Raw genomic sequence first — 24,364 nt, forward strand, 5'->3', positions numbered from 1 at the left:
CGGCGCGATCAGCCCTGGGGGCGGTTCGCGGGATCGAGGGCTGCGTAGAATTTGCGTAGGTACTTGGGCACATGCCAGATGCAGGGCGTGCCTGCCGGGATAAAGAACACGTCGCCCGCCGTGAAATGGTGCCGGGTGCCGTCCGCTTCGGTCAGATACAGTTCGCCCTCCAGAACCTGTGCCATTTCGTGATAGGGGAAGGGTTCCAGTTCGGTATTCAGCACCTGGGTATCCCACAGGCCGATGTCGAAATTGCCCAGATCGCTGCTGAAGAGGACACGGTCGCGTTGTGGCGTGCTGGTGTCCTCCATCAGTTCGCCATCGGTCAACGTCATCTCGGGCGAGAGCACGACCAAGCCGCCCTCTGCCGTCAGGTCTTGTGGCGCTGCGGCGCGGGGATCGTTGTAGGTCATGAAGAATTTGCGGACAGGGTCCTCCTGCTGCCAGCTGACCGGGATGCCGTTGCGGATGGCGGCACATTGCCCCGCCTTGGCCCCCATGCTCGCACCCGCGGCATCGCGCAACTTGAACGCGCCCTCCTGCAGGACGATGAACTCGTCCCCTGGAAAGGGACCGAAGGCCTCGTGCATCGGGGTCGAGTGCCAGACGCCGACAGTGAGGCCAAGGTCGGCATCGGCAAAATAGACATGCAGGGCCTGCGCCTCGGGCGGGGTTTCAAACTCGGCCGGGTCGATAGGCACGGGTGTCAACCCTGCAGGGCCGTTCGGGTTCAGGCGGATGATGCCGGAATTGTCGCGCATGTCGTGTCTCCTTTGACCTGTTTATTGCGCCTGAGCTGCGCGATCCTTGATCATTCCGACGCCAGCACATGTCCCCGCCGCAGCGGGGTCGAGCAAAGTCCTTGACTCGATTCCCAAATGGCTGAGATGATTGAACGACCATTCAATGACATGCCCGAGCGACGGAAAATGTCAACTGTCCTGAGCTGTGGCGCATGAACCATAACGATTGCGTGACGGGACCCACCGGCAAAGTGGGCCTGCGCCAACAGGGGAGACTGGGACCACATGGACATTCTGGACCAACTCGGCGCTGTGCGCCAAGGTAAGTTGAGCCGACGCAAATTCACCAAGGGGTTGCTCGCCGCGGGGGTGGCATTGACCACCGTGCCGTTGCCTGCACGCCGTGCCATGGCCGCCGAGGGCGATCAGGCCACCTATTTCACTTGGGGGGGCTATGACATCCCTGAACTTTTTGGCCCCTATCAGGAAAAGAACGGCGCTCTGCCGAATTTCGCCATTTTCGGCGGCTCGGAAGAGGCGCTGACCAAGATGCGCGGCGGCTTTGTCGTCGATGTCTCGCACCCCTGCAACCAGTCGATGCCGCGCTGGGTGCAGACGGGGCTGTTCCAGCCGATTGACACCAGCCGCGTCGCCAACTGGGGCGATGTGATCCCGGAACTGGTCGATCTGCCGGGCAATGATGCCGAGGCGGGCAAGGTCTGGATGGCGCCGTTCGATTGGGGGCAGACCTCTGTCACTTATCGCACCGACCTTGTGGAGCTGGAGGGCGAGGAAAGCTGGGACATCCTGTGGGACCCGCGCTATTCCGGGCGGCTGGGGTCGCTGGCCTCGGGTGGTGATGCCTGGTGGTGCGGGGCAATCAAGGCCGGCGTCGATTTCGCCAATATCGACACGCCCGAAGCCTTTGACAAGATCGCCGCCGTGATGCGGGAACAACGCCCGCTGATCCGGCTCTATACGGATGATACGACCACGCTGGAACAGGCGCTCTCGGCGGGGGAAATGGTGGCCTCGATGACCTGGAACAGCTCTGCTGTGCTGCTTCAGGCCGAGGGCATACCTGTAAAATTCGCGCGGCCCAAGGAAGGCGCGCTGACATGGGTCTGCGGCGTGATGATTCACAAAGACGCGCCCAATCTCGACCGGGCCTATGACGTGATCGACTCGCTGCTCAGCGTCGAGACCGGGCATTTCATGATCAACGACTGGGGTTATGGCCATTCCAACAGCAAGGCCTTCGACAAGTTCGACGAAGAGACGCTGGCGGGGCTTGGCCTGAGCAAGAATCCGGTCGAGATCCTGAACGCGGGGCATTTCCAGCAGCCGCAGACGCAGGAATGGGAAACCCAGATGAACGAGCTCTTCGAGCAGATCAAGGCCGGGTTCTGACCCCGCCCGCACCGCCCGTCCGCCCCGGCGGGCGGGCCGATTGATCCAGCCTCTGAGGAGTGCGCGCAGGAATGGCCGAAACCTCTTTGCCGAAACGCCGCACAGCGGACGGGCCGCCCCGCGCGTCTGGGTCGCGCATTTTACGCTTGTTTCACCGCAGCGAGAGCGCGCGCGGCTATCTGATGATGGCCCCCACACTCACGATCATGACCTTTGGCATTGTGGTGCCCTTTGTTATTCTCATTGTGATCAGCCTCTGGACCCGGCATGGCTTTGGCTTTGACACCACCCTCACGCTCGCCAATTACGTCCGAAGCTGGAACGAGCCGATTTATGGCACGCTTTTGCTGCGATCCTTCTGGATTTCCGGGGTGGCCACGGCGATTACGGTGCTCTTGTGCTATCCGATGGCCTATTACGTGGCCTTCCATGTCCACAGAAACAAGATGATGTGGATCATCCTGATGACCCTGCCATTCTGGACCAGCTATCTCTTGCGGGTCTTTGCGTGGAAGGTGATCCTTGGCTATGAGGGCGTGATCAATTCCGGGCTGATGTCGGCGGGGCTGATCGAGGCGCCGCTCAGTTTCCTGCTCTATAGCCCGACGGCGGTGATCATCACGCTGGCGCATGCCTGGGCGGCCTTTGCCATTCTGCCCCTCTATGTGTCGCTGGAAAAGATCGACCGCTCGCTTCTGGAGGCCGCGACCGATCTGGGCGACGGGCCGATGGCACGGTTTTTCCGCGTGACATTGCCCCTGTCTATGCCGGGGGTGATCGCGGCCTCGTTCCTGATCTATATCCCCACCACCGGCGATTACATCACGCCTGCGCTCTTGGGCGGGCCGGATGGGGCGATGATCGGCAATCTCATCCAGTTGCAATTCGGCGCGGTCAACAACTGGCCGATGGGGGCCACGCTGTCGATTGTCCTGATGCTCTGGATCGCGGCGCTGGCGCTGGTGTTTTTGCTTGTCACGCGCAAGGTGCAGGGGCGCATCACATGAGCAGCTATATCAAGCGCCCGAACCGCGCGCTGCAACTCTACGCGGTGCTGTTCCTGATCGTGCTCTATGTGCCGGTGCTTTTCATCCCGCTCTTCAGTTTCAACGATTCAATCTATGTCCGCTTTCCACTTCAGGGCGTAACTCTTAAGTGGTATGGCGAGCTTTGGACCCGCGAGCCGGTTTGGAACGCGCTCTGGAACAGCGTCAAGGTGGGGCTGGTGGTCTCTGTCATCTCAACCGTGCTGGGGGTGATGGCGGCGCGTGCGATCACCCGCACCCGGATGCGGGGCAAGGGGGCGCTTGTGACCTTCATCATGATGCCACTGGTCATTCCCGGCATCATCTTTGGCGTGGCGCTTTTGGTGCTGCTCAGCCGGCTGGGCGTGCCGCTTTCGCTTTATACGGTGGGGCTTGGGCATCTCATCATCTGTCTACCCTTTGCGGTCGCCACGCTATTGCCGCGCTTTGAGGGGTTCGATCCCTCGATGGAAGAAGCCTCGGCCGATCTGGGCGAAAACGGCTGGTGGACATTTTGGCGCGTGACCTTTCCGATGGTCATGCCGGGGATCGTGGCGAGCCTGCTGCTGACCTTCACCATCTCGTTTGACGAATTCATCATGGCGTTTTTCCTGACCGGCACCGATCCGACACTGCCGATGTATATCTGGGGGCAATTGCGCTTTCCCAAGGAATTCCCCTCGGTGCTGGCCATGGCGGCGCTGATCCTTTTCGTGTCTTTCGCCCTTGTTTTTGTCGCCCAATGGATCGGGCGCAAAGGCCTGGAGGAACAAGAGTGAAGGCCCCCTCATCCATGACCCCCTCGGACCGTTTCATCTCTATCCGCAGTGTCAGCAAACGCTTTGGGGCCTTTACCGCCATCGAAGATATATCGATGGACATTGGGCAGGGCGAGTTCTTTTCCCTGCTCGGGGCTTCGGGCTGTGGCAAGACAACGCTTTTGCGGATGCTGGCGGGGTTCGAAGCCCCGTCGAAGGGCGAGATTTTCATCGACGATCAACCGATGTCGGACGTGCCGCCGCATCACCGCCCGGTCAACATGGTGTTCCAGAGCTATGCGATTTTCCCGCATCTCAACGTGCGCGACAATATCGCCTATGGCCTGCGCAAGCAAAAGCTGGCCTCCACCCGCCGTGCCGAGATGGTCGAAGAGATGCTCGATCTGATCAAGCTGCCGGGCTATGGCAACCGCAAGGCCAATGAGCTGTCGGGAGGCCAGCGCCAGCGCATCGCCCTGGCGCGCGCCCTTATCCTGCGGCCCAAGGTGCTGTTGCTCGATGAACCCTTGGGGGCGCTCGACAAACAGTTGCGCGAGCAGATGCAGCTGGAATTGCGCGCGCTGCAACGACAGGTCGGCATCACATTTGTCTTTGTCACCCACGATCAGGAAGAGGCGCTGACCCTATCAGACCGGATCGCGGTCATGTCCGGGGGCAAGGTGTTGCAGGTGGATACGCCGGCCGGTCTCTACGAGACCCCGAGAACGCGTGCCGTGGCCAGCTTTATCGGGACCATGAATTTCTTTCGCGGCACCGTGCGGCGCAATGGCTCTGTCATGGCCGCGATCGAGGCCGAGGGGCTGGGCACCATCCCGATGGCAACGGCACAGCTGACGAAACCCGACGGGGCCCCGGTGCAAATCGCCCTCAGGCCCGAGAAATTCAGCCTCTCGCCCAAGAGGCCAGAGGGGGGGCTTGCGGTCGAGGGGCGCTTGCGCACAGCCGCCTATATGGGCGAACGCAGCCAATATTACCTCAGCATTCCCGGCAAGGCAGAGCCGGTCGCGGTCTCTGCCCCCAACTCCCATCGGTTGATGGGGGGCCATGATCTGCCCGAGGGTCAGGCACTCTGGCTCTCATGGTCACCCGAGTCCATTGTCATGCTCGACATAGATTAATCAAAGGAGAGGGGTATGCGGTGCCAGAGCGCCAGCCCCGACAAACCCATGCAAGAGACCGCGACGCCAACCTCCGTTACCGGCAAGCCCCGCCGCACCGAACCCAAAACTGTCCGGCGCAGACAATTGATCGAGGCCACCATCGATTCCATCGCAAAATACGGCATTGCTGGCACCACGATGTCCACGGTCACGGAAATTGCCGGGCTGTCGCTTGGCCTCGTGAACTTTCATTTTCAGAGCAAGCAGAACCTGCTGGAGGAAACGCTCAAGTTTCTGGCGCGCGAACACCATGACCATTGGCGGCGCGCCTATGGGAATGCAGGGCTGAGCGCGCGGGACAAGTTGATGGCGATTGTCGAGTCGCACTTCGACCCCAAGATCTGCACGCCCCGGAAACTGGCGGTGTGGTATGCGTTTTTTGGCGAGGGCGGGCGGCGCACGGTTTACCGCGCACTGGTCGATGCCCTCGACGACGAACGCTTTGCCCTCTCGAAACGCCTGTGCCGCGAGATTGCACGCGAGGGCGGCTATCCCGGCCCGCCGGCCGATACCATCGCGCATACGCTTGAAGGGCTTTATGATGGGCTCTGGCTCAATATCCTGATGTATCCCGACACGTTTGATCGCGATGCGGCGCGCGCCAAGGTACAGGCCTATCTGGCCATGGCCTTTCCTTTGCATTTCGAGATGCCGAAGGGGGCGCGCGCCGAGACCGCTTGCCGCGCGGAGAAGCTTGGATGACTCGCAACCCAAGTCACGATATTCTGTTCGAGCCGGTGCGCATCGGCCCTGTCACCGCGCCCAACCGCTTCTATCAGGTGCCGCATTGCACCGGCATGGGCTGGATGCGGCCGCGCACACTTGCGGCCATGCGGGGCGTCAAGGCCGAGGGTGGCTGGGGTGTGGTCTGCACCGAATACAATTCCATCCACCCGACATCTGATGACCTGCCACACCCGTCGGCCTCGCTCTGGGACGAGAGCGACGTGCGCGCCCATGCCCTGATGACCGAGGCCGTGCATGAACATGGGGCGCTTGCGGGGGCAGAGCTTTGGTATGGGGGCGCGCGCACGCCCAACATGATGACGCGTCTGCCGCCAATGGATCTGGGGTCGGTGCCCAATCTCGCGGGGCATCCCTATCAGACCCGCGCCATGGACAAATCCGATATCCGCCAGTTCCGCCACTGGCACAAACGCGCCGCCCTGCGCGCCCGCGATGCAGGTTTTGACATCGTTTATGTCTATGCCACGCATGGCTATCTGATCTCGAATTTTCTCAATCCGCGCATCAACACGCGGGGCGATGAATACGGCGGCAGCCTAGAAAACCGGGTGCGACTGGTGCGCGAACTGATAGACGAGACCAAGGAAGCCGTGGGCGACCGCTGCGCCGTGGCGGTGCGGTTCGCGGCGGATGAAGAGGGAGATCGCGACGGGCATCCCGTCTGGGGCGAGCGGCGCGAGATGTTCGCGATGCTGGCCGAATTGCCCGATCTCTGGGATATCAACATCGCCGATTATTCGCTGGAAATGGGCGTGTCGCGCTTCGTCAAGGAGGGCGCGCTGGAGCCTTACATGACATGGGTGAAATCGGTCACGACCAAGCCGGTTGTCACCGTTGGCCGCTTTACCTCGGCCGATACGATGGCCGCCCAAATCCGGCGCGGCATCGTGGATTTCATCGGGGCCGCGCGCCCGTCGATTGCCGACCCGTTTCTGCCGCGCAAGATCGCCGAGGGCAGGCTCGGGGCCATTCGGGAATGTATCGGCTGCAACGTCTGTTATTCCGGCGACAGTCTGGGCGTGCCGATCCGCTGCACGCAAAACCCGACCATGGGCGAGGAGTGGCGGCGCGGCTGGCATCCCGAACGCATCGCGCCACGGTCGCGCGACGCCCATGTGCTGATCGTCGGCGCGGGTCCGGCGGGGCTGGAGGCGGCGCGCGCACTGGGGGCACGTGGCTATCGCGTGACGCTGGCCGAGGCCACGCGCGAATTGGGCGGGCGCGTTCTGCGCGAGGCCAGCCTGCCGGGCTTGCGCGAACATATCCGCGTGCGCGACTACCGCGAGCAGGCCTTGCGCGACATGCCCAATGTCGGGATTTTCCGCGAAAGCCGCCTGACGGCGCAGGATGTTCTGGACGTGGGGGCCGATCACGTGGCCATCGCCACCGGCGCGTATTGGCGCAAGGACGTCTTTGATGGCGAGGTGTTCTATCCCGTGGCCAAGGGCGCGGCAGAGGCGTGTATCCTGACGCCCGACGATATCATGGCGGGCCGCCTGCCCGATGGGCCGACCGTGGTGTATGACGGCGATGGCTATTACATGGGTGGCGTCGTGGCCGAGCGTCTGCGCGCGGCAGGGCTCGACGTGACATTGGCCACCCCCGACGACAGCCTGTCGCGCTGGGCGGGCCATACCGCCGAACGCTGGCGAGTGCGCCGCCACCTGCAAGGCCTTGGTGTCCGGTTCGAACCAGCACGCGAAATCGCGGGGTTTGACGGGCGCGCGATCGTCCTGCCCTGCGCCTATGGCGGAGCAGAATTGATCCTGCCTGCCACGCATCTCGTGATGGTCAGCGCTCGGCGTCCCGAGGATGGGCTTTACCAAGACTTGCGCGCCATGGCCGGTCCGCTGCCCTTCACCCTAGCACGCATCGGCGATTGCGAGGCCCCGGCGATCATCGCGGCGGCGGTTCATGCCGGGCACCGCTATGCGCAGGAACTGGACGCTCCGCTTGATCCGGACCTGCCGATGAAACAGGACCGGATCGACGTGGGCGCGCCCGTCGGTGCCGCAGAGACAAGAGGAGAGCCGATATGAGCCAACCGGACCAGACCTATCTTGCCAAGCTCTTGCTCTATTACGAGGAAGAGATCGAGGGGGAGGCGTATTTTGAGGGCCTCGCCCGCCGCTTTCCCGACCCTGCGCAGCACAAGCGCCTGATGCTTTTGGCCCAGGTCGAACGCCACGCGGCGGCGGGCGTTGCCCCGCTTGTCGCGCAGTATGCCCTCTCGCCCCGGTCGGTCGAGAGCCTGACCGCAAGCGGTCACGAACAGGCGCGCCGCGCGCCGGGGACATGGGCCGGGCTGCTGGATGAGATGAACCGCACTTACCCCGCCTATCTTGCGGCCTTTGAGGCGCTCGAGGCGATGGGGCCAGAGGCGGATCAGCCGCGCCTGCGGTTCCTGACCGGGCATGAGGTGGCCGCACTCGAGTATCTGGCCCTTGAAAATACCGGCGACGCGCAGTCTTACGCGCCGCTGGAGCGTTACCTTGCCTCAGCGCCCGTGCTGGCATGACGGCACGCTTGCTGCTCGCGGTCCTGCTCTGCGTGGCCTCTGTCGGGGCCGCCCAAGAGGCGCCTGTTGCGCCAAAAGTGGACTGCGACACCTGTCAGGCCCGGCATCGCGGGCTGCAATCGCTTCAGGCGGCGCGGGCCGGGGCCGCGGTGCGAGAGCAGGCGGTGACAGGTCAGCCGCCGCAAACCCGGCCCGCGCCAACGGGGGTGCAGAGTAAAGACCAGACCAAGGAGTGACACGCCTGCCAGAGCGGGTGGTGTCCGCTCGGGGGCCATCGCCCCGGCCCCCGAGCCGGGGCCTCGGGGCTGCCTCGGCAAGGTCCCGGGTCAAGCCCGGGACGTGTGTGGGTTCGACGGGGCGCAACACGATTTGAAGTAAACTTGACTCTTTCAGTCAACTCAGCCAGAAACACCGCATCCCTCGCGCCAGCCCGGTGCGATTCACCTTCCATCCCGTGCCAGCCCCGTGCCAGCCATGCGGTTCCCATCCCCTCGAACGACAGAGGGAAAGGAGCATTCCATGACGGCATCTTGCGGCCTGCGTCCCTGCCTTGTTGCAGCCTTTTTCGGCGCGATGACCCCGGCGCTGGCGGAGGAGCGCACGGCCCCTGCGCTGGCGCTCACCCTCAACAGCACAGAGACCACCGAGGCGGGCGGCTGCCGCCTGACCTTCGTGCTGCAAAATGATCTGGCTGCGGCGTTGGAGCGGCTGGTGGCCGAGGCGGTTCTTTTTGACGCGGCGGGGCGGGTGGCCAGCCTGACGCTCTTTGATTTCGGCGCGCTGCCCGAGGGGCGCCCGCGCGTGCGGCAATTCGATCTGGCGGGGCAGGGCTGTGACGGAATCGGGGCCGTGCTGATCAACGGCATCGGCACCTGTGACGGGGCGGGGATAGCCCCCGGTGCCTGTCTCGCGGCGCTGCGCCTCGCAAGCGAGACCCATATCGAGGTGACAGGATGAACGGGGCCGGGGCCATGATCGCGCGGCTTGAGGGGGTGATCGCCATGGGCGGGCCAGTGATCGCCCTTATCGCCGTGCTTTCGGTCGGCACGCTGGCGGTCATTCTCTACAAGCTCTGGCAATTCCGCGCCTCTGGCGTGGGGCGGCACCGCGCGCTGCGCGCCGCCGTGACCGAATGGGACCGGGGTGCGGTCTCTGCCGCGCACCGGACGCTTGCCACCTCGCAGAGCTATCTGGCCCCGGTCATGGCCCGCGCCTTTGCCGCCGATCCGCAGGATGGCGCGGCCACGCGGCGGCTGATAGCCGAGGCCGAGGCGCGCTTTGCCCGGCTCGAGCGCGGCTTTCGCTTTCTCGACACGGTGGCGCAGGTGGCGCCGCTCTTGGGCCTGTTTGGCACGGTGTTGGGGATGATCGAGGCATTTCAGGCGCTGCAATCGGCGGGGGCGCAAGTTGATCCGTCGCTCTTGGCGGGAGGGATATGGGTGGCGCTCTTGACCACCGCCGCCGGTTTGGCGGTGGCGATGCCCGCTTCGGTCGTGCTGTCTTGGTTCGAGGCGCGGATGGCGGAAGAGCGCACGCTGGCCGATCACGCGCTGAGCGTTGTGCTGGGCCCTGATGGGCGGGCAGCGCCAGAAGGTTCGCCACAGGGCCGGGCGGTGCCCGCATATGCCTAGGGCGGGGTTCCAGCGGCGCAAGCTGTCGCTCACCTCGCTTATCGACGTGATTTTCCTGCTGTTGCTGTTCTTCATGCTTTCCTCGACCTTTGCGCAATTCTCAGAGGTGGATCTGGCCACGGCGGGGCAGGGGCAGACTGTGTCCGAGGCGCGCCCTATCTTTCTGCAACTGCGCGCAGAGGAGCTGCGGATCAATGCACGCGCGGTGCCGCTCGATGGGTTGGCCGCGGCGATTGCGCCGCTGGCCGAGGGCGATACCCGCGTGCTGATCAGCACCGATGCGGGTGTCAGCGCGCAGCGTCTGACCGATCTGCTGGTGGCTTTGCGCGGTATCCCGCAGCTCTCAGTGCAGGTTCTGGTGCCGTCATGACCGCGAACCGTTCCCGCCGCGAGCCGACGATTGCGCTCATCAATATCGTGTTCCTGATGCTGATTTTCTTCATGGCTGCCGCTACGCTGGCCCCGCCGCTGGACGGCGATCTGAGGCTGGTGCGCACCGAGGATATGGAGGGGCGCGCGCCACCCGATGCGCTGGTGGTGCATGCCGATGGGCGGCTGGTTTACCGTGGCCAGCCCCAGCCGGATGCCGCCGCCTATGTCGCCGCGCTCCCCGAGGCGGCGCGCGCCACCCTGCGCCTTGTGCCTGATGCGGCCCTGCCTGCGGCGGATCTTTTGCGGCTGGGCGAGGCGCTGCGCCGGGCAGGGGCGGGGCGGGTGGTGATGGTCACGCAACGGGGGCTGCCATGATCCGAAGCTCGCGATTTGTGCTGTCGGTTTGTGCGGTCACGGCGCTGGGGCTGCATGGCGCCGGGATATGGGCCTCTGCGCCGCCGATGCGGGCAGAGGTCGAAGGCGGCGCGGGCGTGGCCGAGGTCACGCTGGGTTCGAGCTTTGCCGATATGGTGGCTGGGGCGGCGCGGCCCGTGTCAGAGGCCAGCGTCACACCGACTGTGTGGGCAGAGGACATTCTGCGCCCGGCACGGCCCGAGGTCGCAGAGCCATCAGCGCCGCAGCACGTCACAGAGGCCGCCACGGCTCTTCCGGTTGCGGCGGCCCCGGCGCAAGACTCGGCGTTTGCCGCCCCCGCACTGCCGTCACGGATCACCGCCCAGACAAATGCCGAGACCGGCCTTCAAGTCTCGCGCCGCCCCGAGGCGCGCCCGGATCATGCTGCGGCCCCCGAGGTGCGACGCGCAGAGCCTGAGGAGAGGGCCGAGGTGCGGCGCACCTCCGGCAGCAATGCCGATCAGACCGCCACCCGCGGCAGCATGACCGGCCATGAGACGGCCACAGCCAAGCGACAAGGCCGCCCCACCGCGAGCCAGAGCGCGGCAGAGGGCAATGCTGCTGCCAGCACCTATCCTGGTCAGGTGATGCGCCACCTTGCGCGGGTGCCGCGCCCCCGCGCCGACACGCGCGGCGCGGCGCTTGTGCAGTTCTCAATTTCGGAAGGGGGGCGTCTGGCCTCGGTCCGCGTCGCGCGCTCCTCGGGCTCGACCCGGCTTGACCGTGCGGCCCTGACCGTGGTCGAGCGCGCCGCACCGTTTCCCGCCCCCGCCCTCGGGGGCGCAGCGCAGTTTTTCGGTGCAGATCAAGGGGGAGTAGGGGCAGGGTGATCCCGCCCCGCCTCACCGCTTGATCATTCCCAGCAACTGACCAGAACGGTCATGTCGCCCGCCTGATCCGTCAGTGCTTCTGCCGACAGACGTCCCTGATCCGAGGTCAGGCGCGGGGTGATGCCGCCGCGCGTCAGCACGTCTTGCAACGTGCCATTGGTCGCCGCAAAGCTGACCTCTTCCGGCAGGGCGCGGCCATCCTGCGCCCGTGTCAGCAACATGCCCAGCACTGCCCCTCCGGCATCGAGCACGGGACCCCCGGCATCGCCCTCGAGCGCTGCAAGGGCAAGCCGCTTGAGATGGGTTTCGCCGTTCAGCCCCTCCAATTCGGCCAGTTGGCCGAAGGTGACGGTGGGCGCGCCCAGAAGGCCGCCATAGGAATAGCCCGCGACCGCCACATCGCTCAGCAAGCGCGGTGTCACCTCTTGAAACGACGCCACGCGCAGCGGTGCCAGCGGCATCCGGGGGCGCAGGATCGCCACGCCCAAGGCGGCATCGCTCAGCACGACGTCGGCCTCATAGCTTTCGTCAATGGTGATCCGCCCGCATCCGGCCACCGCCTCGGCGGTGGTCAGCACGGCGCCGCTTGCATCGACATAAAATCCGGAGCGCGCCTGTTTCGGCTTGCGGATTTCCAGACCCGAGACCAGGTCGATATCCTGCGCCCCGCTGCCTTCGGCGGGATCGAGCGTGCCGGGCAACCACTCAAAGCTGTCCTGCATCCGCCCCAAGAGGCGGCTGCGACGGGCCTCGTCCCCGGCAGGCCAGACAAGGGTGAAGCCCTTGAGCGCGCCATCACGCAACCAGACTTGCGTATGCGAAATCTGCAAAGCCCCTTCGCCAATCAGGGTAAAGCTGTCACCCTCAAGGCTGCGTGGTCCGTTCTCTGGCACGATCGCCAGTGTCTGCATGATGTCATAAAGCCCTGCCAGCGTGGTGCGGTCGCCCGTCTGGCTGATCAAAAGGACCCGCGCGTCGATATCGCCCGTCGCGTTGAAATGCGCGAAGGGCGGCTCGTAGCGGTCAAAATCCACCACGGCGGTCGGCAATTCCATGGCGATGCCGGTGGCATTGTCGCGCACCACCTCAAGACCGAGCCCGTCGAATACCGCATTGAACTGGCGCAGCAATTCCGCCCGTTGCCGGGTGGTCAGGACGCCGGTCGCCTCATACTCGTTCTGGGTCTGCCAACGGGCCATTGCGGCGCGGGTGCCCTGGCCAAAGGCTGCGTCTATCGCGCCGTCATAGACACCCGCCCATGTCATTGCCTCTTGCAAGGTGGCGCGTGCGTCGCGGTCAAGCTGGCTCTCGCTCTCGCGGGCCTGGCGCGGCGTTTCGTCCACGGGTTCGGGGACGGGCGCGGGGGCCGGGTCGAGCGCCACGACGGGCGGGCTGTCGGGTGCGGCGAGGGCGGGGGCGACCTGACCGTCCAGCAGATTAGTGCCGATGGGCCAGAACTGTTGCTGATAATCGCTGCTTGCGGCGATATAGCTGTCGCGGGCGATCACCCCTTCAGAGCGGTAGACCTGAAGCACGCGCTCTGCCTCTTCGCGCCGATACGGACCAAGGGCGATGGCATACCAGCCGTTTCCAAGGGAAAACCCGTTCACATCCGCCAGAGATGCCCCGTAACGCCGGGCGGCGGCTTGGGCTTCGGTCAGGCTGGGCTGTGCCTCGATCTGGACCCAGACCACTGGCTCCTCCTGCGCGCGCGCCGCTGGCAATGCGATGAAAATCGAAAAAATGAACCCCAGTAAGATGCGCGCCATAAGCTTCCCTAAATTCTGTCGTGATTACGGTCCTTCAGACCTTTTGGGCGTTTTATCAAAATCGCGCGGCGATGCACCCGAAAACTTCGGGCTTTGCGCGGTGGCGGCGGGGGCCAAACGCCCGATTGACCCTGCCGCGCCCCCGGCCTAGGTAAGGGCGGCAAATCAGGGGCAGCATTGGGGTCAGGCATGAGCGACAGGACCGAGAAACCGCGCAGCTTTCAGGAGATCATCCTGCGGCTTCAGGCCTATTGGGCCGGTCAGGGCTGTGCCATGATGCAACCCTATGACATGGAAGTGGGGGCCGGCACCTTTCACCCTGCCACCACGCTGCGCTCTTTGGGATCAAAGCCCTGGGCTGCGGCCTATGTCCAGCCCTCGCGCCGCCCCACCGACGGGCGTTATGGCGAGAACCCCAATCGCTTGCAGCATTATTACCAGTATCAGGTGCTGATCAAACCCAGCCCGCCCAATATGCAGGACCTTTACCTTGGCAGCCTGCGCGCCATTGGCATCGACATGGCGCTGCATGACATCCGCTTTGTCGAGGATGACTGGGAGAGCCCCACGCTCGGCGCTTGGGGGCTGGGATGGGAGGTGTGGTGCGACGGCATGGAAGTGTCGCAATTCACCTATTTCCAGCAGGTCGGCGGGCATGACTGCGCGCCGGTGTCGGGCGAATTGACCTATGGGTTGGAGCGTCTGGCGATGTATGTGCTGGGCATTGACCATGTGATGGACATGCCCTTCAACGATCCCTCCGCGCCAATTCCGCTCACATATGGCGATGTATTTCGCCAGACCGAGGAAGAATACAGCCGTTGGAATTTCGACGTGGCCAATACGGATGTGCTCTTGCGGCATTTTGAAGAGGCCGAGGCCGAATGTCAGGCCACCCTCGCGCAAGAGGCGGTGGACCCCAAGACCGGCAAGCGGATCATCATGGCGCATCCCGCCTATGACCAATGCATCAAGGCCAGCCATATCTTCAACCTGCTTGACGCGCGCGGGGTCATTTCCGTGACCGAGCGGCAGGCCTATATCGGCCGGGTGCGGGCGCTGGCCAAGCAATGCGCCGATGCCTTTGTGCAGACAGAGGCCGGGGGGCAGGCGGCATAATGGGCAAGATACTGGCGGGGGCGATCTTGATTTCGGCATTGGTGGCCGGTGCGGCCATGTATTATTTGCAAGTCTATCACTTCTACGAAGAGGTGGCGGCGGATGGCAGCAACGATGTCGTCCTGACCTCGCTGGTCACGGGCGCGCCGGAACCGGTGCTCTACGACGGCTTTACCGCGATCGACGCCAACAGCAGCCCGATCCGCTATCGTGCCTGTTTCACCACCCCGATGAGCCATGCGCTGTTGAGCGAAACCTATGAAATCTACGAGCGGGCAGAGCCGTTGACCGCGCCCGACTGGTTCGACTGCTACGACGCCCAAGCCATCGGTCAGGCGCTGGAAGAGGGCAGCGCGCTGGCCTTTCTCGGGCAACGCGACGTGATTTACGGCGTCGACCGCGTGGTGGCCATCACCGAGGATGGGCGCGGCTATGTCTGGCACCAGATCAACCGCTGCGGCGAAGTGGTGTTTGACGGACAGCCCGCGCCCGACGATTGCCCGAAACCGCCCCAAGGATACTGAGCCATGCCTGACCTCCTGATCGAACTCTTTTCCGAGGAAATCCCGGCGCGAATGCAGTCCAAGGCTGCCGACGATCTGCGCGCCCGTCTGACGGAAGCGCTGGTCGAGGCGGGGCTGACCTATGCCGGGGCCGCGGCATTTTCCACGCCGCGCCGGCTGGCGCTGACGGTGCAGGGGCTGACCGGCCAGAGCCCGACCACCAAGGAAGAGCGCAAGGGCCCGCGCGTCGATGCGCCCGAACAGGCGATCGAGGGATTCTTGCGCGGTGCGGGGCTGAGCCGCGATCAGCTTGAAATCCGCGACGAAAAAAAGGGGCAGGTCTATTTCGCCACGATCACCAAGCCCGGACGCCCGGCGGCGGACATCGTGGCCGAGGAACTCGACAAGATCATCCGCAATTTCCCCTGGCCCAAGTCGATGCGTTGGGGGGCCGGATCGTTGCGCTGGGTGCGCCCGCTGCATTCCATCCTCTGCATTCTGACCGATGAGGCGGGCGAGGTGACGGTGGTCGATCTCGACGTGGATGGCATCCGCGCGGGCAACACGACCGAGGGGCATCGCTTCATGGGCGCGGGGGGCTTTGCCGTCACGTCGTTCGACGATTACCGCGCCAAGCTGCGCCGCGCGCATGTCATCCTCGAGGCCGAGGAACGCGCACAGCATATCTGGCAAGAGGCCAGCAATCAGGCCTTTGCATCGGGGCTGGAACTGGTCGAGGATCGCGGCCTGTTGGCCGAGGTGGCAGGGTTGGTGGAATGGCCCGTGGTGCTGATGGGGCGGATCGACGACGCCTTTCTCGGCCTGCCACCCGAGGTGCTTCAGACTTCTATGAAGGAACATCAAAAGTTCTTCTCGGTGAGAAACCCCAAGACGGGACGGATCGAACGCTTTGTCACCGTCGCCAATGTCGAGACCGCCGATCAGGGCGCGACCATCCTGGCGGGCAATCAAAAGGTTTTGGCGGCGCGTCTGTCGGATGCCAAATTCTTTTGGGAAAACGACCTGCGCACCGTTCAGGCCGAGGGGCTGGAAGGGATGGGCGCAGGGCTCGCGCATGTCACCTTTCACAACAAGCTGGGATCGCAGGCGGACCGGATCGCCCGTATCGCCGCGCTGGCGCGTGAAATCGCGCCGCTTGTGGGGGCCGATGCCGATCTGGCGGAGCAGGCGGCCAAGGTCGCCAAGGCCGATCTGCAATCCGCCATGGTGGGCGAATTCCCCGAATTGCAGGGGTTGATGGGGCGCTATTACGCGCAGGCGGCAGGATTGCCCGCAGAAGTGGCGGCCGCCTGCCAAGAGCATTATTCGCCCCTCGGGCCGGGCGACGCCGTGCCAAGCGCGCCCGTGTCGGTGGCGGTGGCACTGGCGGATAAGATCGACACGCTGACGGGGTTTTGGGCGATTGACGAGAAACCGACGGGATCGAAAGACCCCTACGCGCTCAGGCGCGCGGCCTTGGGGGTTATTCGGTTGGTTTTGGGGAATGGGGTGCGACTTCAATTGAATTGCCGTCCTGGGCCTTTCGCATCGGCATCCGACACGGTGGGCGCACGAGAACGCGATGGACATTTGGGCTACTGCGATACGAATGACCTCCTCGCCTTCCTCCACGACCGTCTCAAGGTCCATCTGCGCGAGGAAGGCATCCGCCATGACGTGATTGACGCTTGCCTTGCGATGCCGGGCAATGACGACCTCACGCTTCTCGTCCACCGCGCCCGTGCGCTCAGCGATTTCCTGAAAACCGACGATGGCGAGAACCTGTTGCAGGGCTTCAAGCGGGCCAACAATATCCTCACTCAGGCCGAGGAAAAGGACGGGGTGGAATATTCCTACGGCGCGGATGTGAAATTCGCGGAAACGGACGAGGAGCGCGCGCTCTTTGCCGCGCTCGCCACCGCAGAGCCCGCCATTGCCAGCGCGCTCAAGGCCGAGGATTTCGCGCGCGCGATGGGGGCGATGGCGGCGCTGCGGGCACCGATTGACGCCTTCTTTACCGCCGTGCAGGTCAATGCCGAAAGCGCGGTCATCCGCCGCAACCGCCTCAACCTGCTGAGCAGCATCCGCAATATCTGCCTGCAAGCGGCGGACCTCACGCGGATCGAGGGTTGATCGCGCCCCGGGCTTGACCCGGGGCCTCGGGTTCATTGGCGCAAGGCCCCGGGTCAAGCCCGGGGCGGACCGTTAGAGGTCGGGGATTTCTGAGGTATCGTCCCGCCAGTCGGGGTTTGCGCTTGTGATCAAGGCGATTTTCCATGCGCGATGCCAGCGTTTGATTGACCGCTCCCGCCGGAGGGAGGTTTCGAAATCGTCCAGTGGTTCGAACCAGACCAGCCGCCCGATATTGTATTTCGCCGTATGGGCAGAGAGACCAGCGCGATGCGCTGCGACCCGGCTGCGCAAATCACGGGTGCGTCCGGTGTAAAGCGCACCAAAGGGGCGCGACGCCATGATGTAGACGAAATGTGTCATTCCGCAGTCTTGGCGAAAAATGGTTATGAATGTGTGAACCCCGCCCCGGGCTTGACCCGGGGCCTTCATTCTTTGTGGCGCAAGGCCCCGGGTCAAGCCCGGGGTGGGTAAGGTAGCGGAAGGGGTGAGGCCCCGGGTCAAGCCCGGGCTGGTTTTTCTAACCACGCTGGACCGATCCCGCCCGTCATCCTTTCCCTTGCCTTGTGGCGCAACGCGCGTATGGTGCGGTCAAAGGAAAGGTGCCGCAGTGCAGCAAGACGACAGCCATATCACCCTCATCACCCCCACGGCCCCAATGCATACCCATACCCACGGGGGGCGCGCAAAATGCCTGCAACGCCTTGTGCGGCTCGATCTGCCGGTGCCGCGCACCGTGGCGCTGTCCTTTGAGGCGGTGCATCGGATCGCGGCGGGGGAAGTGCCGGATATGGCGCGCTTTCTCGCCCCCTTTGGCGATGCGCCACTCCTTTGTGTGCGCCCCTCGTCCGAGGACCCTGATTGGGGCGGGCCGGGGGCGGTGCTCAATATCGGTATCAACGATGCGCGCTTTGTCGAATTGTCGGAGCGTATCGGCAAAGAGGCCGCCTCGCATATCTACCTGCGCTTCGTGCAGGCCTATGCCATCCATGTGGCGCGGCTTGATCCGGACGTGTTCGAGGATGTCTCGCCCGATCCGGTGCTGGGCCTGAGCCAGGCGCTCAAGGCTTATGAATCCGAAGCAGAAGAGGAATTTCCCCAAGACCCCGGCAAGCAACTGACCGAGGTGCTGCGCTCGATGGCGCGGGCGTGGGAGGGCACGACGGCGCGGCTCTTGCGTCAGGCCAAAGGCGCGCCCGCCGATGCGGGGCTGGGCCTTGTGGTGCAGGAACTGGCGCTGGGTCTGGGGCAGGGGGAATGTGGCTCTGGCGTGATGCAGCTGGTCAATGGCCAGACCGGCGCGCGCCAGATCATTGGCCGCTACCTCAGCCAAAGTCAGGGACGCGATGCGCTGAGCCATGGCGCGGATGCGATCTATCTCACCCGCGATCCGCGCGGCCCCTCGCTCGAGGAACTGGCCCCCGATGCCTTTGCCGAAATCCGCGCCTATGCCGAGTTGATGCGCGCCCGCCTGCGCGAGGAAATGCAGGCCGAATTCACCATCGAGAATGGCAAGGTCTGGATTCTCGACGGGTTGCGCGTGCCCCGCAATGGGCGCGCCGGCGTGGCCATTGCGGTGCGGTTGGCCGAGGATGGCATCATCAGTCGCGATGACGCGCTGATGCGGGTCGAGCCACGCGCGCTCAATGAGCTGCTGCACCGGCAGGTTGATCCCTCCGCCCCCCGCGATGTGCTGGCGCGGGGCATCGCCGCCAGCCCCGGTGCCGCCACGGGCCGGGTGGTCTTTTCCGCCGCCGAGGCACAGGCCGGGCATTCGCGCGGCGAGGCCTGTATTCTGGTGCGCCGCGAAACCAGCCCCGAGGATATTCGCGGTATGCACGCCGCCGTGGCCGTGCTGACCGAGCGGGGCGGCATGACCAGCCACGCGGCGGTGATCGGGCGCGGCATCGGTCTGCCTTGTGTGGTCGGGGCCTCGGAAATCCATTTTCAGACCCGGCGCAAGCAATTGACCATGCCCGATGGCCGGGTGGTCAAGGCGGGGGATGTGATCACCATCGATGGCACCGGCGGGCTGGTGCTGGCGGGTGAGACGCCGCTGCTCGAAGTGGCACGTGACAATGCCTTTCAGACCCTCATGAGCTGGGCCGACGATGTGCGTGACATCGCGGTGCGGGCCAATGCCGACACCCCTGCCGATGCGGAAGTTGCGCGCAAGTTCGACGCGCGTGGCATCGGTCTGTGCCGCACCGAGCATATGTTCTTTGACACCGAGCGCCTGACGGTGATGCGCGAGATGATCTTTGCCGATGGCAGCACCGACCGCGCCGCCGTGCTGGAGCGTCTTTTGCCGATGCAACGCGCCGATCTGGCCGATCTCTTTCGCATCATGCAGGGGCTGCCGGTCTGTATCCGCCTCTTTGATCCGCCGTTGCACGAATTCCTGCCCACAGATCGCGTGGGGCATCTGCAACTGGCCGAAGCGCTCGATCTGCCGCTCTCGGATGTCACCCGCCGGGTCGAGGCGCTGAGTGAATACAACCCCATGCTGGGCATGCGCGGCGTGCGTCTTGGCATTACCGTGCCGGAAATCTACGACATGCAGGCCCGCGCCATTTTCGAGGCCACGCTCGAGGCCAGCCGCGAAGGCGCGCCTGTGGTGCCCGAAATCATGATCCCGCTGGTCAGCGCCAAGCGCGAGGTGGAATTGGTCAAGACGCGGGTCGATGCGGTGGCCGCCGCCGTGCGCAACGAAACAGGGCGCGATTTCACCTATCGATTGGGCGTGATGGTCGAGACCCCGCGCGCCTGCCTGCGTGCGGGCGAGTTTGCGCCGCTGGTGTCCTTTCTCAGCTTTGGCACCAATGACCTCACGCAGATGACCTATGGCCTATCGCGTGATGACGCGGGCCGCTTCATGTCGGACTATGTCAAGCAGGGCGTCTACCCCGAAGACCCGTTTCACATGCTCGATGTCGATGGTGTGGGTGAGTTGCTCAAGATCGGGGCAGAGCGTGGGCGCGCGGCCAATCCCGAGATCAGCCTGTCGATTTGTGGTGAACATGGCGGCAATCCCGAATCAATTGCCTTTTGCCGCGATGCCGGATTTACCTATGTTTCCTGCTCGCCGTTCCGCGTGCCGGTGGCGCGACTCGCTGCCGCACAGCTCACGGTGCGCGACAAGATGCAGTAGGAAACACAGCCTGCCGCGCAAGATCAGGCAAAGTCGAGCCGTAATTTGAGACAGAAAATGCAATCGGCGGGAACCCGCCGGTGGCTCAGGTGGACGCCTGCGGCGATTTTGGCTAAGGGGCACGAATGCCGTGGACCATACGTCCACCCGCCTGGAGACGAGAATGAGACGGATTGCACTCGCTGCGGCACTCGCAGTGTTGGCAGGCCCGGTTCTGGCAGACGCGCCAGTGACCCGATTGATGGAACAAGAAATGCGCGCGTTGCGCGCGATCTCAGGCGACCGCATGGCGCGCTACCTCAGCAGCCCCGAGACCGAGATCAGCTATTCAAGTGCCTGGCTCGACCAGCAAGCCCCGGCCCAAGGTGGACCCGAGTGGCGCTGTCTGGCAGAGGCGCTCTACTTCGAGGCGCGCGGCGAAAGCGTCAAAGGACAGTTCGCAGTGGCCGAAGTGATCCTGAACCGCGTTGATGATCCCAATTACCCCGATACCGTCTGCGGCGTGATCCATCAGGGCACGGGCCGCAAGTATCAGTGCCAGTTCACCTATACCTGTGATGGCCATGCCGATGTCATCGCCGAAGGCGATGCCTTTCGCCAAGTGGGCAAGGTGGCGCGTGCCATGGTTGATGGCGCTCCGCGCAGCCTGACCAGTGGGGCCACGCATTACCACACCCGCAACGTCAACCCCCGTTGGGCGCGGCAGTTTCCACGGACTGCCACGATTGGGGTGCATTATTTCTATCGCCAACCCACGCGCGTTTCCTCGAACTGAGGGTGCTGTGACGAAATCGCCGGTTTTAACGACAATCGCGGTTGACTCGGCTGCGAGCGTCGCTAAAAGGCAGGCTTCATAAGAGATTCACGGGCGGTTCGATCGCCCGGCGCAGGAGACAAAAAATGGCAAAGCCGACGACCATCAAGATCCGTCTGAACTCGACCGCGGGCACGGGCCATTTCTACGTGACCAAAAAGAACGCCCGCACCATGACCGAAAAGATGACCGTACGAAAGTACGATCCCGTGGTGCGCAAGCATGTCGAGTACAAGGAAGGCAAGATCAAGTAAGATCCCCCTTCCAGACCAGACAGCCAAAGCCGCGCCAACCCGAGCGCGGCTTTTTCTTTGGGGCGCTCCGGTGGCCGGCGATTTTACCCAAAAGGGTTTGCCGATGTCCGAGTTTCTGATCCGCCCCGTCTTTCCCGCCGATCATGCGGCGATTTCCGATCTTTTGCACGCGGCCTATGCCGGCGAGATGCGCAGCGCTTATTCCGAAACGCTGATGCGCGCCGCAGTGCCGCTCTTGACGCGCCCGGTGCCCTCGCTGCTCTTTGGGGGGCGCTATGTGCTGGCCGAGCAGGGCGACGAGGTGCTGGGCATCGCGGGCTGGAGCGACATCAGCCCCTTTGGCCGCAGCTGCCCGCCGGGGCAGGCGCACCTGAGGCATCTGGCCGTCACACCTGCAGGGCAGGGGCAAGGCATCGGTCACGCGCTCATGGCGCATCTTCTTGAGATGGTGGAACGGGCCGGGGTGCAGCATCTGCACTGTCTTTGCCCGCTCAACGCGGTGCCTTTCTGTCGCGCGGCTGGCTTTGACATGCTGGGAGAGGTCATTCTTAGCCTCTCGCCCGATGTCAGCCTGCCCGCCGCCCAGATGCGGCTTGAGGTGCGGTGCCTTCCGGCGCTGGATTCTGCGGCATTAGAGGCTGGTGCGACTCTCTGACCTGTGGCAGACTGCCACCCGTCATGCGTGTCTCCGTGAGCCATTTTTCTAAATTGATTGTGGTCCTTGCCCTTAGTCTGGCATTGGCCGCAATCGGATTTGGGCATCGTGATCTAAATGCCCGCGCGTTTGATCCGACCTATCTCGCCTTTGTCGCAGCGGGCGGCACGGCGCAGGATCTGTGCGAGGATCACGCGGCCCATGACGCGGCCCCAGGTCCGTCGGATCACCAGGGCAATGGCAGCTGCGAGGCGTGCCGCCTTGTCGACACGCTTGTCGTGTTGGCGATGCCGGAGACCGCCCAGCCCTGGCAGGCGCCGCGTATCGCGCCGCTTGCCCCCGGCGCGCCCGAAACCCGGACACAGACCGTCGCGCATCGGCTGGCTCAGGTTCGCGCCCCACCTCAGGCCTGATTTTCAGAACCAACTGCTTTTGAAAATTCCCCCCCGAATCGGGGGTCATCCTGACGGAGTCGTCCATGACGTCGATTGATCCAACCTATGCCCCTGCGCAGGCGCGCACCGGGGTCAACAAATTCTACTTTGCCGCCTGGCGCTGGCATTTCTACGCTGGCCTGTTTGTCATCCCCTTCTTCTGCATCCTTGCTGTCACCGGCATGATGATGTTGTGGATTTCGTGGGTGGATGGGCGCGACGGCGAACGCACGCCCGTGGTGCCGCAAGAGATGGCGCTTGCCGTATCGCAGCAGGCCGACGCCGCAGTTGCCGCCATTCCCGGTGGCACGCTCAAACAATATGTGGCACCGCGCCGTGATGATTTGGCGGCCATCTTTCGGGTCGATCTGGAGGGCGATGCGAATATGGTCGTGGTCGATCCCTACACTGCCAAGGTGCTGGAGATTTTCCCGCGCCGCTCTGGCTGGTATGACTTTGCCGATGGTATTCACAGCAACCTCATGCTGGGCGTGACCGGCGACCGCATGTTGGAAATCGCGGCCTCTCTCGGCATGGTGCTGATCGCCACGGGCCTTTATATGTGGTGGCCGCGCGAGGCGGGATGGCGGGCGGCGCTGATCCCCAGTTTTGGCCGGGGCCGCGCGCTCTGGCGGTCGCTGCATGGCGTGCTGGGCTTCTGGATATCCATCGTGCTCGCGTTCTTTCTGGTCTCGGGCCTTGCCTGGGCCGGGATCTGGGGGGAAAAGATGGTTCAGGCCTGGAGCCAGTTCCCGGCCGAGAAATGGGACAACGTGCCCCTCTCGGACGATATCCACGCCAGCATGAACCATGACCGCAAAGAGGTGCCTTGGGCGCTCGAACTCACGCCCATGCCCGCCTCGGGCAGCCATGCGGGGCATGAGGGCGTCGGCACTGAAGGCGGAACCGTGGTCGATATCGACACGCTTGATGCGCTCGCGCGTGAAATCGGCTTTGACGCGCGCTATCAGCTCAACCTTCCCAATGGCGAAACCGGCGTCTGGACCATCAACCGCGATTCCATGAACACGGACGACACCGATCCCACATCGGATCGAACGGTGCATGTGGATCAATACACCGGCAATATCCTGGCCGATGTGCGGTACGAGGATTATTCGCTCGCGGGCAAGGCGATGGCGGTGGGCATCGCGCTGCATATGGGCACGATGGGGCTCTGGAGCGTGCTGGCCAATACGGTCTTTTGCCTCTCGGTCATTTTCCTCTGTGTCAGTTCCGTTGTGATGTGGTGGAAACGTCGGCCCGTCGGCGCGGGCGGGCGGCTGGCCGCGCCGCCGCTGCCACGTGACATGCCAATGTGGCAGGGCGCGGTGCTGGTGGGTATCGCGGTGTCGCTGGCCTTTCCGATGGCGGGGCTGACGCTGATCACGGTATTGGCGCTCGATGCGCTGGTGCTCTCGCGCCTGCCGATGCTGCGCCGCCTCGTGAACTGACCGCAGAGGGCAAAGTCGCCCTCATAAACAATCAAACGCCCGCAGAACCCCGTGTAGGGTTACACCTTAGTTTACAGTGATGCCGGAAGAACCGAACTGACGCCGGACTTTGCCGGATAGGCCAATGAAATAAGGGCTTTTGCGGGCAGGCGGGACGGGCAACACGACAGCGCGCGAAGTTTACAGTGAAAGGGCAAAAAAGGGCTGAGAGGGCAAAAATGGCGCTGACGAGAGGGCGGACGCGGGGAGCGCCAGAAAGCGGCCAAACCCTATTAAAACAGGGTTTAAACGGCTCTTTCAGGGGTGTTCAGGGGGCCATATCGAGGCGCTTGACGGGTCCGGAACTGGGACCTAGTCCGCCCAGTTCGCATTTGCCGTCCCACTTCCATGGTTAGGCCATTTAAATCAATCACATAGCCAATGCCGGACGGCGTCGAGCCGGAAAGATAAGT

At 64.0% G+C, this 24,364-nt stretch carries 25 protein-coding genes; 22 read left to right on the forward strand and 3 right to left on the reverse strand.

Annotated features, from left to right (window positions below):
- Positions 1-8: 8 nt before the first annotated feature.
- Complete coding sequence (locus tag ROSMUC_RS00990) at positions 9-761, reverse strand: cupin domain-containing protein (protein ID WP_037268564.1); 753 nt, start codon at positions 759-761, stop codon at positions 9-11.
- A 267-nt stretch (positions 762-1,028) separates the two neighbouring features.
- On the opposite strand from ROSMUC_RS00990, the gene ROSMUC_RS00995 reads away from it, so the two are divergent.
- The 13 genes from ROSMUC_RS00995 (at position 1,029) to ROSMUC_RS01055 (ending at position 11,629) form a co-directional block, all read left to right on the forward strand.
- On the forward strand, positions 1,029-2,153 hold the full coding sequence (locus ROSMUC_RS00995; RefSeq protein ID WP_037268567.1) for an ABC transporter substrate-binding protein: 1,125 nt from the start codon (positions 1,029-1,031) through the stop codon (positions 2,151-2,153).
- A 71-nt stretch (positions 2,154-2,224) separates the two neighbouring features.
- Positions 2,225-3,160, forward strand: a complete 936-nt coding sequence (locus ROSMUC_RS01000; protein WP_037268570.1) for an ABC transporter permease — start codon at positions 2,225-2,227, stop codon at positions 3,158-3,160.
- Positions 3,157-3,957: an ABC transporter permease gene (locus tag ROSMUC_RS01005; protein WP_037268573.1), complete on the forward strand. Its 801-nt coding sequence runs from the start codon at positions 3,157-3,159 to the stop codon at positions 3,955-3,957. The genes ROSMUC_RS01000 and ROSMUC_RS01005 overlap by 4 nt, the downstream gene beginning before the upstream one ends.
- Positions 3,954-5,075: an ABC transporter ATP-binding protein gene (locus ROSMUC_RS01010; RefSeq protein WP_245875085.1), complete on the forward strand. Its 1,122-nt coding sequence runs from the start codon at positions 3,954-3,956 to the stop codon at positions 5,073-5,075. The genes ROSMUC_RS01005 and ROSMUC_RS01010 overlap by 4 nt, the downstream gene beginning before the upstream one ends.
- A gap of 15 nt (positions 5,076-5,090) precedes the next feature.
- Positions 5,091-5,819 (forward strand): TetR family transcriptional regulator C-terminal domain-containing protein, encoded by a 729-nt coding sequence (locus tag ROSMUC_RS01015; RefSeq protein WP_245875086.1) that lies wholly within the window; start codon positions 5,091-5,093, stop codon positions 5,817-5,819.
- Positions 5,816-7,903 carry an oxidoreductase gene (locus ROSMUC_RS01020; protein ID WP_037268579.1) on the forward strand — a complete coding sequence of 696 codons (2,088 nt, stop codon included), beginning with the start codon at positions 5,816-5,818 and terminating at the stop codon, positions 7,901-7,903. The genes ROSMUC_RS01015 and ROSMUC_RS01020 overlap by 4 nt, the downstream gene beginning before the upstream one ends.
- Positions 7,900-8,382, forward strand: coding sequence for a hypothetical protein (locus tag ROSMUC_RS01025; RefSeq protein ID WP_037268581.1), 483 nt, complete (start codon positions 7,900-7,902; stop codon positions 8,380-8,382). Before ROSMUC_RS01020 ends, ROSMUC_RS01025 begins: the two co-directional genes overlap by 4 nt.
- A complete protein-coding gene (locus tag ROSMUC_RS01030; RefSeq protein WP_037268584.1) occupies positions 8,379-8,618 on the forward strand; it encodes a hypothetical protein in 240 nt (79 codons plus the stop codon). The genes ROSMUC_RS01025 and ROSMUC_RS01030 overlap by 4 nt, the downstream gene beginning before the upstream one ends.
- A gap of 283 nt (positions 8,619-8,901) precedes the next feature.
- Positions 8,902-9,339, forward strand: a complete 438-nt coding sequence (locus tag ROSMUC_RS01035) for a hypothetical protein (RefSeq protein ID WP_037268587.1) — start codon at positions 8,902-8,904, stop codon at positions 9,337-9,339.
- 14 nt (positions 9,340-9,353) lie between these two features.
- Complete coding sequence (locus ROSMUC_RS01040; RefSeq protein WP_037269766.1) at positions 9,354-10,013, forward strand: MotA/TolQ/ExbB proton channel family protein; 660 nt, start codon at positions 9,354-9,356, stop codon at positions 10,011-10,013.
- Entirely contained in the window at positions 10,006-10,383 is a 378-nt protein-coding gene (locus ROSMUC_RS01045; protein WP_052115210.1) for an ExbD/TolR family protein, read from the forward strand. Before ROSMUC_RS01040 ends, ROSMUC_RS01045 begins: the two co-directional genes overlap by 8 nt.
- Positions 10,380-10,760: an ExbD/TolR family protein gene (locus tag ROSMUC_RS01050; protein ID WP_037268589.1), complete on the forward strand. Its 381-nt coding sequence runs from the start codon at positions 10,380-10,382 to the stop codon at positions 10,758-10,760. The genes ROSMUC_RS01045 and ROSMUC_RS01050 overlap by 4 nt, the downstream gene beginning before the upstream one ends.
- Positions 10,757-11,629, forward strand: coding sequence for a cell envelope integrity TolA family protein (locus tag ROSMUC_RS01055; RefSeq protein ID WP_245875087.1), 873 nt, complete (start codon positions 10,757-10,759; stop codon positions 11,627-11,629). The genes ROSMUC_RS01050 and ROSMUC_RS01055 overlap by 4 nt, the downstream gene beginning before the upstream one ends.
- Before the next feature lie 23 nt (positions 11,630-11,652).
- Here the strand turns inward: ROSMUC_RS01055 and ROSMUC_RS01060 are convergent, their stop codons facing one another.
- A complete protein-coding gene (locus ROSMUC_RS01060) occupies positions 11,653-13,398 on the reverse strand; it encodes a serine protease (protein ID WP_037268591.1) in 1,746 nt (581 codons plus the stop codon).
- A 189-nt stretch (positions 13,399-13,587) separates the two neighbouring features.
- Here ROSMUC_RS01060 and ROSMUC_RS01065 point away from each other — a divergent pair, with 189 nt between their 5' ends.
- From ROSMUC_RS01065 to glyS, 3 genes are read left to right on the forward strand one after another with little or no spacing between them, the layout of a single operon-like run.
- Positions 13,588-14,517, forward strand: coding sequence for a glycine--tRNA ligase subunit alpha (locus tag ROSMUC_RS01065; protein WP_037268593.1), 930 nt, complete (start codon positions 13,588-13,590; stop codon positions 14,515-14,517).
- Positions 14,517-15,041 carry a DUF6446 family protein gene (locus ROSMUC_RS01070; protein WP_037268595.1) on the forward strand — a complete coding sequence of 175 codons (525 nt, stop codon included), beginning with the start codon at positions 14,517-14,519 and terminating at the stop codon, positions 15,039-15,041. The genes ROSMUC_RS01065 and ROSMUC_RS01070 overlap by 1 nt, the downstream gene beginning before the upstream one ends.
- A gap of 3 nt (positions 15,042-15,044) precedes the next feature.
- On the forward strand, positions 15,045-17,153 hold the full coding sequence (gene glyS, locus ROSMUC_RS01075; RefSeq protein ID WP_037268598.1) for a glycine--tRNA ligase subunit beta: 2,109 nt from the start codon (positions 15,045-15,047) through the stop codon (positions 17,151-17,153).
- 72 nt (positions 17,154-17,225) lie between these two features.
- On the opposite strand, the gene ROSMUC_RS01080 is transcribed toward glyS, so the two are convergent.
- Positions 17,226-17,513 carry a GIY-YIG nuclease family protein gene (locus ROSMUC_RS01080; RefSeq protein ID WP_037268601.1) on the reverse strand — a complete coding sequence of 96 codons (288 nt, stop codon included), beginning with the start codon at positions 17,511-17,513 and terminating at the stop codon, positions 17,226-17,228.
- Between the two features lie 295 nt (positions 17,514-17,808).
- Here ROSMUC_RS01080 and ROSMUC_RS01085 point away from each other — a divergent pair, with 295 nt between their 5' ends.
- The 6 genes from ROSMUC_RS01085 to ROSMUC_RS01110 all read left to right on the forward strand — a co-directional run bounded on the left by ROSMUC_RS01085 (position 17,809) and on the right by ROSMUC_RS01110 (position 23,912).
- Positions 17,809-20,301 (forward strand): putative PEP-binding protein, encoded by a 2,493-nt coding sequence (locus tag ROSMUC_RS01085; RefSeq protein ID WP_425442760.1) that lies wholly within the window; start codon positions 17,809-17,811, stop codon positions 20,299-20,301.
- 163 nt (positions 20,302-20,464) lie between these two features.
- Positions 20,465-21,076, forward strand: a complete 612-nt coding sequence (locus ROSMUC_RS01090; RefSeq protein ID WP_037268607.1) for a cell wall hydrolase — start codon at positions 20,465-20,467, stop codon at positions 21,074-21,076.
- A 125-nt stretch (positions 21,077-21,201) separates the two neighbouring features.
- The gene (rpmG, locus tag ROSMUC_RS01095) at positions 21,202-21,369 is read left to right on the forward strand and encodes a 50S ribosomal protein L33 (protein WP_007799108.1); all 168 of its coding nucleotides are present in this window, start codon (positions 21,202-21,204) and stop codon (positions 21,367-21,369) included.
- 103 nt (positions 21,370-21,472) lie between these two features.
- Positions 21,473-22,024: a GNAT family N-acetyltransferase gene (locus ROSMUC_RS01100; protein ID WP_037269771.1), complete on the forward strand. Its 552-nt coding sequence runs from the start codon at positions 21,473-21,475 to the stop codon at positions 22,022-22,024.
- A 35-nt stretch (positions 22,025-22,059) separates the two neighbouring features.
- A complete protein-coding gene (locus ROSMUC_RS01105; RefSeq protein ID WP_245875088.1) occupies positions 22,060-22,437 on the forward strand; it encodes a hypothetical protein in 378 nt (125 codons plus the stop codon).
- A 65-nt stretch (positions 22,438-22,502) separates the two neighbouring features.
- Positions 22,503-23,912, forward strand: coding sequence for a PepSY-associated TM helix domain-containing protein (locus ROSMUC_RS01110; protein ID WP_037268613.1), 1,410 nt, complete (start codon positions 22,503-22,505; stop codon positions 23,910-23,912).
- Positions 23,913-24,364 lie beyond the last annotated feature (452 nt).

It is taken from the genome of Roseovarius mucosus DSM 17069 (assembly GCF_000768555.3).
GTDB lineage: Bacteria > Pseudomonadota > Alphaproteobacteria > Rhodobacterales > Rhodobacteraceae > Roseovarius > Roseovarius mucosus.